Source organism: Streptomyces niveiscabiei (genome assembly GCF_001419795.1).
GTDB lineage: Bacteria > Actinomycetota > Actinomycetes > Streptomycetales > Streptomycetaceae > Streptomyces > Streptomyces niveiscabiei.
The window spans coordinates 1-6873 of record NZ_LIRL01000176.1 but is presented as its reverse complement, the minus strand read 5'-3'; the positions used below and the strand labels follow the sequence as shown (position 1 = coordinate 6873).

At 70.3% G+C, this 6873-nt stretch carries 6 protein-coding genes; all 6 read right to left on the bottom strand.

Annotated features, from left to right (window positions below; all coding sequences use genetic code 11):
* Positions 1-136: 136 nt before the first annotated feature.
* On the bottom strand, positions 137-1159 hold the full coding sequence (locus AOK24_RS09675) for a TIGR03842 family LLM class F420-dependent oxidoreductase (RefSeq protein ID WP_055719646.1): 1023 nt from the start codon (positions 1157-1159) through the stop codon (positions 137-139).
* A gap of 12 nt (positions 1160-1171) precedes the next feature.
* Positions 1172-2575 carry a dihydropyrimidinase gene (gene hydA / locus AOK24_RS09670; protein ID WP_055719645.1) on the bottom strand — a complete coding sequence of 468 codons (1404 nt, stop codon included), beginning with the start codon at positions 2573-2575 and terminating at the stop codon, positions 1172-1174.
* Between the two features lie 85 nt (positions 2576-2660).
* Complete coding sequence (locus AOK24_RS09665) at positions 2661-3503, bottom strand: nitrilase-related carbon-nitrogen hydrolase (protein WP_055719644.1); 843 nt, start codon at positions 3501-3503, stop codon at positions 2661-2663.
* 155 nt (positions 3504-3658) lie between these two features.
* On the bottom strand, positions 3659-5191 hold the full coding sequence (locus AOK24_RS09660; protein ID WP_055719643.1) for a PucR family transcriptional regulator: 1533 nt from the start codon (positions 5189-5191) through the stop codon (positions 3659-3661).
* Between the two features lie 15 nt (positions 5192-5206).
* Complete coding sequence (locus tag AOK24_RS09655; RefSeq protein ID WP_193555100.1) at positions 5207-6457, bottom strand: aspartate aminotransferase family protein; 1251 nt, start codon at positions 6455-6457, stop codon at positions 5207-5209.
* Positions 6458-6486: 29 nt separating this feature from the next.
* Positions 6487-6873 (bottom strand): nitrilase-related carbon-nitrogen hydrolase (locus tag AOK24_RS09650; protein WP_276206828.1); only part of this gene is annotated, 387 nt, incomplete at its 5' end.

Below are 6873 nucleotides of genomic sequence, written 5' to 3'. Positions count from 1 at the left end.
GGGAGAGGCCGTGCGGGCGGATCCTCGGGGTGCGCGTGGGGGGTGCGGGGTGCGCGTGGGGAGTGCGCGTGGGGGTGCGCCCTGCCCCTCTCCCGGTGCGAGGCCGGGAGAGGGGAGACCAACTGGCCTGTGTCGCTCAGCCGTTGACGGCCGGGATCACCGTCGTGCCGTACGCGTCGATGACCGCTTCCTGCGCGTCGTGCATGTCGTAGAGGGCGAACTGGTCGACGCCCAGGGCCCGTAGCGCGTTCAGCTTCTCGACGTGCTGTTCGGGGGTGCCGATGACGCAGAAGCGGTCGACGATCTCGTCCGGGACGAACTGGGTGTCGGGGTTGCCGCTGCGGCCGTGGTGCGAGTAGTCGTAGCCCTGGCGGGCCTTGATGTACTCGGTGAGTTCTTCCGGGACTTGGGAGGAGTGCTCGCCGTACTTGGAGACGAGGTCGGCGACGTGGTTGCCGACCATCCCGCCGAACCAGCGGCACTGTTCGCGCGCGTGGGCGAGGGCCTCGGGCGAGTCGTCGGCGGTGACGTACGCGGGTGCGGCGACGCAGATCTTGACGTCACCGGGGTCGCGTCCGGCGGCGACGGCGGCGTCCTTGACGGCCTTCACCATGTACTCGGTGAGGTAGAGGTCGGCGAGCTGGAGGATGAACCCGTCGGCCTCCTCGCCGGTCATCTTGAGGGCCTTGGGCCCGTACGCGGCCATCCAGACCGGGAGCCTGGCATCTTCCTTGATCCAGGGGAACTTGACGACGGTGCCGCCGCCGAGGTCCGCCTCCTGGCCGGAGCCGAGCGCGCGGATGACCTTCATCGCGTCGCTGATCCGGGCCAGCGTGTTGGGAGTTCGCCCGGCGACGCGCATCGCGGAGTCGCCGCGTCCGATGCCGCAGACGGTGCGGTTGCCGAACATGTCGTTGAGGGTGGCGAAGGTGGAGGCGGTGACCTCCCAGGTGCGGGTGCCGGGGTTGGTGACCATCGGCCCGACCGTCAACTTCGAGGTCTGGGACAGGATCTGACTGTAGATCACGAATGGTTCCTGCCACAGCACGGCGGAGTCGAAGGTCCAGCCGTACGTGAAGCCGTTCTCCTCGGCCCGCTTCATCAGCTCGATGACGCGCGAGGCGGGCGGGTCGGTCTGGAGGACAAGTCCGAAGTCCATGGGCGCCACTCCCTAGATGAGGTACTGACAGGTGGAGCGCGGGGTGTAGGCGCCGTGTCCGGCGCGTCCGGTGAACTCCCGCTCGGTGATGACGAGTTCGCCGCGCGAGAGCACGGTCTCGACGCGTCCGGTGAGCCGCTTGCCCTCGTACGCCGAGTAGTCGACGTTCATGTGGTGGGTCTCGGCGGAGACGGTCTGCTGGGCGTGCGGGTCGTAGATGACGACGTCGGCGTCGGCGCCGGGGGCGATGGTGCCCTTCTTCGGGTAGAGGCCGAACATGCGGGCCGGGGTGGCGCAGGCGATCTCGATCCAGCGGCGGCGCGAGATGTGTCCGTCCACAACTGCCTGGTGCAGCAGGTCCATTCGGTTCTCGACGCCCGGCAGACCGTTGGGGATCTTCGAGAAGTCCCCGCGCCCCAGCTCTTTCTGGCCCACGAAGCAGAAGGGGCAGTGGTCGGTGGAGACGACCTGGAGGTCGTTGGTGCGCAGGCCCTGCCAGAGCTTCGCCTGGTGCTCGCGGGGCCGAAGTGGCGTGCTGCACACGTACTTGGCGCCCTCGAAGTCCGGTTCGGCGAGGTTGTCGGTCGACAGGAACAGGTACTGCGGGCAGGTCTCGCCGAAGACGTTGAGCCCTTCGTCGCGTGCCCGTGCCAGCTCGGCCACTGCCTCCATGGCCGAGACGTGCACGACGTACAGTGGGGCTCCGGCGACCTGCGCGAGCCTGATCGCGCGGTGGGTGGCCTCGGCTTCGAGGAGCGCCTTGCGGACCTCGCCGTGGTAGCGGGGGTCCGTCTCCCCGCGTTCCAGGGCCTGTTGGACGAGGACGTCGATGGCGATGCCGTTCTCGGCGTGCATCATGATCAGCCCGCCGTTCTCGGCGGAGCGCTGCATGGCGCGCAGGATCTGGCCGTCGTCGCTGTAGAAGACGCCGGGGTAGGCCATGAACTGCTTGAAGGAGGTGACGCCTTCCTCGACGAGGAGGTCCATCTCCTTGAGCGTCTCGTCGTGGACGTCGGAGACGATCATGTGGAAGGCGTAGTCGATCGCGCAGTTGCCCTCGGCCTTGGCGTGCCAGGCGTCGAGGCCCTCGCGCAGGGTGTGGCCGACGCTCTGCACGGCGAAGTCGACGATGGTCGTCGTACCGCCCCAGGCGGCGGCGCGAGTGCCGGTCTCGAAGGTGTCGGCGGCGAAGGTGCCGCCGAACGGCAGCTCCATGTGGGTGTGGGCGTCAACTCCCCCTGGGATGACGTACTTTCCGGTCGCGTCCAGGACCCGTTCGGCCGTCCACGCCTCGGCCGACGGGGTGCCGGTGGCGGCGAGGGCGGCGATCCGGCCGTCCTCGATCAGGACGTCGGCGTGGATCTCGTCGGACGCGGTGACGACGAGACCGCCGCGGATGACGGTACGACTGCTCATGTGCTCCCAACTCCAGTCTCACAAACGGTTGTCGTGTCGCGCGCGGGCCCGGCCCCCGTGGCACCGGGCCCGCGCGCGGCGCCGGTCAGGGAGCGGTCAGCGGGCCGTAGGCGTCGGTGCGGCGGTCGCGGTAGAACTGCCAGCGGTCGCGGACCTCGCGCAATTTCGCCAAGTCCAGGTCGCGGACGACGAGTTCGGTCTCCTTGTCGCTCGCGACCTCGCCGACGAACTGGGCTTCCGGGTCCACGAAGTAGGAGGTGCCGTAGAAGTCGTTGTCGCCCAGCTCCTCGACACCGACCCGGTTGATGGCGCCGATGAAGTACTCGTTGGCGACGGCCGCCGCCGGCTGCTCCAACTGCCAGAGGTACGCGGAGAGTCCGCGCGAGGTCGCCGACGGGTTGAAGACGATCTCGGCGCCCGCGAGCCCCAACGCCCGCCAGCCTTCGGGGAAGTGGCGGTCGTAGCAGATGTAGACGCCGATCCTCCCGGCCTTCGTATCGAAGACCGGCCAGCCCGCGTTGCCGGGGCGGAAGTAGAACTTCTCCCAGAATCCCTTGACTTGGGGGATGTGGTGCTTGCGGTACTTGCCGAGGTAGGAGCCGTCCGCGTCGATGACGGCGGCGGTGTTGTAGAGGACGCCGGGCTGTTCCTCCTCGTACATCGGCAGCACGAGGACGATGCCGTGCTCCTTCGCGAGCGCCTGGAACCGCTGGACGATCGGCCCGTCGGGGATCTGCTCGGCGTACTCGTAGAACGCGGGATCCTGCACCTGGCAGAAGTACGGCCCGTAGAACAGCTCCTGGAAGCACAGGACTTGGGCCCCCTGCGCGGCGGCGTCGCGCACCGCCTGCTCGTGCACCTGGATCATCGACTCCTTGTCGCCGGTCCAGGCGGTCTGGAAGATCGCGGCACGGATCACTCTGCTCATCGGGACCTCCGGTCGCTGGGTGTGCGAGGAGCCTAGGTAGCCCGGGAGCCCGGTTTGAGGTGCAGCGTGTCACGTCCGGGGGCGTTTCGCGTGCCACGGTGTCACGCTCTCTTCGGCCCATGTTTCACCGCCGTTTTCGCAGGTGGTTCTGTGTTTCAGCGCTGTTGCGCGTCGTGCGCGAGGAGTGCGATGTGCACGGACGCCGCCTGTTCGAAGTCGTCCAGGTCGACGCCGAGGCGGGTCTGTATCGCCTCCAAGCGGCGGTAGAGGGCGGGCCGGGAGACGTGGTGGAGCTGGGCGGTGCGCGACTTGTTGCGGCCGGTCGCGAGATACGTCCGCAGCACGGCGACCAGATCCTCGTCGACGGCGCCCAGCAGCCCGTCCAACTCCCGCTCCGCGAAGGCCTGTACGTGGGGGTCGTCGCGCAACAGCCGGATCAGTCCCCGGAGATGGACGTCGCGCAGGCGTACGACGCCGGGGAGGTCGAGGGCGTCGCCCGCGCCGTCGACGGCGTCGGCGACGTGCCGTGCCTCGCGCAGCCCCGCGGGGACGTCCTCCCAGTTGCCGCGCGGCCCGGCGGAGGCGACGACGGCCGCGCCGAGGCGGGCGGCGAAGTGCGCGGCGAGCGCGTCGGCGTCCTGGTCGCGGGCGAGGCTGAGCAGGACGGCGGTGAGCCCGTCGGCGAGTTCGGCGACGAGCCCGGGCAGCCCCAACAGCCGTAGTGTGCGCTCCAGTTCACCGGGGTCGCGGTCGCGCACGACGAGCGGGACGAAGGTCCGCCGGTTGACCGGCAGCCCGGCGGCCCGTGCCCTGGGCAGAAGCTGGCGGGCCGGTACGACGCCGGAGACGAGGTCGGTGAGCAGGCTCTGCGCGGACTGCTCCTCCCAGGTGGGGGCGGCGCCCAGCATGCGGTGCAGGACGAGGGCCTCGGCGGCCCGGTCGGCGAGGAGGCGTCCGCCCGCGGTGTCGCCCCGGTAGCCGCACAGCACGATCTGCCCCCAGCGTTCGCCCCGGCCGCCGAGTTCGGCGCGGATCCAGCCGTCGCCCTCCCGGCCGCCGGCCTGCCGGGCGATGCGTTCCCAGTCGCGCAACACGTCGTCCACGGCGGGGCGTTCACCGGCGGTGGCGAGGACGCGGTGGGCGAGGTTGGTGACGACGACGGGGCAGCCGCTGTGCTGGGCGACCTCGTCGAGGAGCCGTTGCAGCGGGGCGCCCGCGGTGATGAGGCCGGTCAGCGCGGTGCGGACGGCCTCCGAGAGGCTGACGGCGGCGAACTTCCGCCGGACCAGCCGGGATTGGACCTCCTCGGTCAACTCCGCGAAGGGGAAGGGCCGATGGAGGACGACGAGGGGCAGTCCGCAGCGTTCGGCGGCCCTGCGCATCGCGTCCGGCGGGGTGGGGAAGGCGCGGCCGAGCCCGAGGACGACGGCCGCGGCCTCCGCGCGGTACAGGGAGTGGATGTACTCGGCCTGCGCGCCGTCGTCACCGGCGAGCAACACGCCGGTGGTGAGGACCATTTCGCCGCCGCTGAGCATCACCCCGACGTCGGGTGCCTCGGCGACGTGCACCCAGCGCACCGGCCGGTCGAGCTGTCCGGCGCCGGCCACCACCTCGGGCTCGCCGGCCAGCACCCGTTCCAGGGAGAGGACCTGACGGACCGACAGGGCTGGTTCCAAGGTGGTGGTCATGGCGTCGTTCCTTCGTTACCGCGTACTCCTGAGAGCGCTGTCGAGGATCGCGGCGCCTTCCTCGGCCTCCGCGACGGTCAGGGTGAGCGGCGGTGCGACGCGCAGCGCGCTGGTGGCGTGCCCGCCGCCCTTGCCGATGAGCAGTCCGCCCGCGCGGGCCGCCTCCAGGACGGCGGCGGCACGCTCCAAGTCGGCGTCGTCCGTGCCGGGTTTGACGAGTTCGACGCCGATCATCAGTCCCCGGCCGCGTACTTCGCGGACGCCGGGGTCCAACGCGGCGGCGGCGCGCAGCCGTTCGAGGAGGAGGCCGCCGACGCGGCGGGCGTTGCCCTGGAGGTCGTGCTCCAGCAGGTAGGTGAGGTTGGCGAGCCCGGCGGCCATGGTGAGCTGGGTGCCGCCGAACGTCGAAATACTGTTGGAGTCCAGGCAGTTCATGATCTCGGCGCGGGCGATGACGCCGCCGATCGACGTGCCGTTGCCGATGCCCTTGGCGAAGGTGACGATGTCCGGCGGCCCGCTGCGGGCATGCGCCTGCCAGCCCCAGAAGTGGTCGCCGGTGCGGCCCCACCCGGTCTGCACCTCGTCGGCGATCCACAGGATGCCGCGCTCGCGCAGGACTTCGCGGAACGCCGCGTACAGGCCGTCCGGCGGGGAGGTGAACCCGCCGACGCCCTGGATCGGTTCGGCGATCAGCGCGGCGGGCGGGCGGGTGTGGCCGAGGAGGTCCTTCAGGTCGTCGACGCAGGCCGCGGTGAACGCCTCGTCGTCCAGGTGCGCGTAGGGGCCCCGGGTGCGGACGCCGCCGTGCACGTACAGCGTCTGGAGCGGGGACAGGGAGGTCGGGGACCAGCCCTTGTTGCCGGTGATGCCGACCGTGCTGAACGAGCGGCCGTGGTAGCTGTTGCGCATCGCGAGCACGGTGTTGCTGCGCCGGTACGCCGTCGCGAGCAGCAGCGCGGTGTCGTTGGCCTCGGTGCCGGAGGTCGTGAAGAAGACGCGCGCGTCCGGGATGCCCGACAACTGGCCGATGCGCTCGGCGAGTTCGACCATCGGGCGGTTCAGGTACAGGGTGGACGAGTGGATGATCCGCCCGGCCTGGTCGCTCACCGCCTTCGTCACCTCGGGCAGGGCGTGCGCGGTCATCGTGGTGAGGATGCCGCCGAAGAAGTCCAGGTACCTGGTGCCGTCGGCGCTCCACACGTACCGGCCCTCGCCGTGCGTGATCTCCAGCGGCTCCTCGTAGTACAGCGCGAGCCAGTCCGGCATGACGGCTCGGTGGCGGGCGTACAGATCGCTCACGGCTTCACCAGTCCTTCGTAGGCGTCGGGACGGCGGTCGCGGTAGAAGGCCCACTGCTGCCGTACGTCCTCGATCAGGTCGAAGTCGAGGTCGCGGACGACGAGTTCCTCGTCCTGGTCGCTCGCGGTCCCTCCCACGAACTGTCCCCGCGGATCGACGAAGTAAGACGTCCCGTAGAAGTCGTTCTCGCCGTACTCCTCGCGGCCCACCCGGTTGATCGCCGCGACGAAGTACTCGTTCGCGACGGCCGCCGCCGGCTGCTCCAACTGCCAGAGGTACGCGGAGAGTCCGCGCGAGGTCGCCGACGGGTTGTAGACCAACTGGGCGCCGTTGAGGCCCAGTTGCCGCCAGCCCTCCGGGAAGTGGCGGTCGTAGCAGATGTA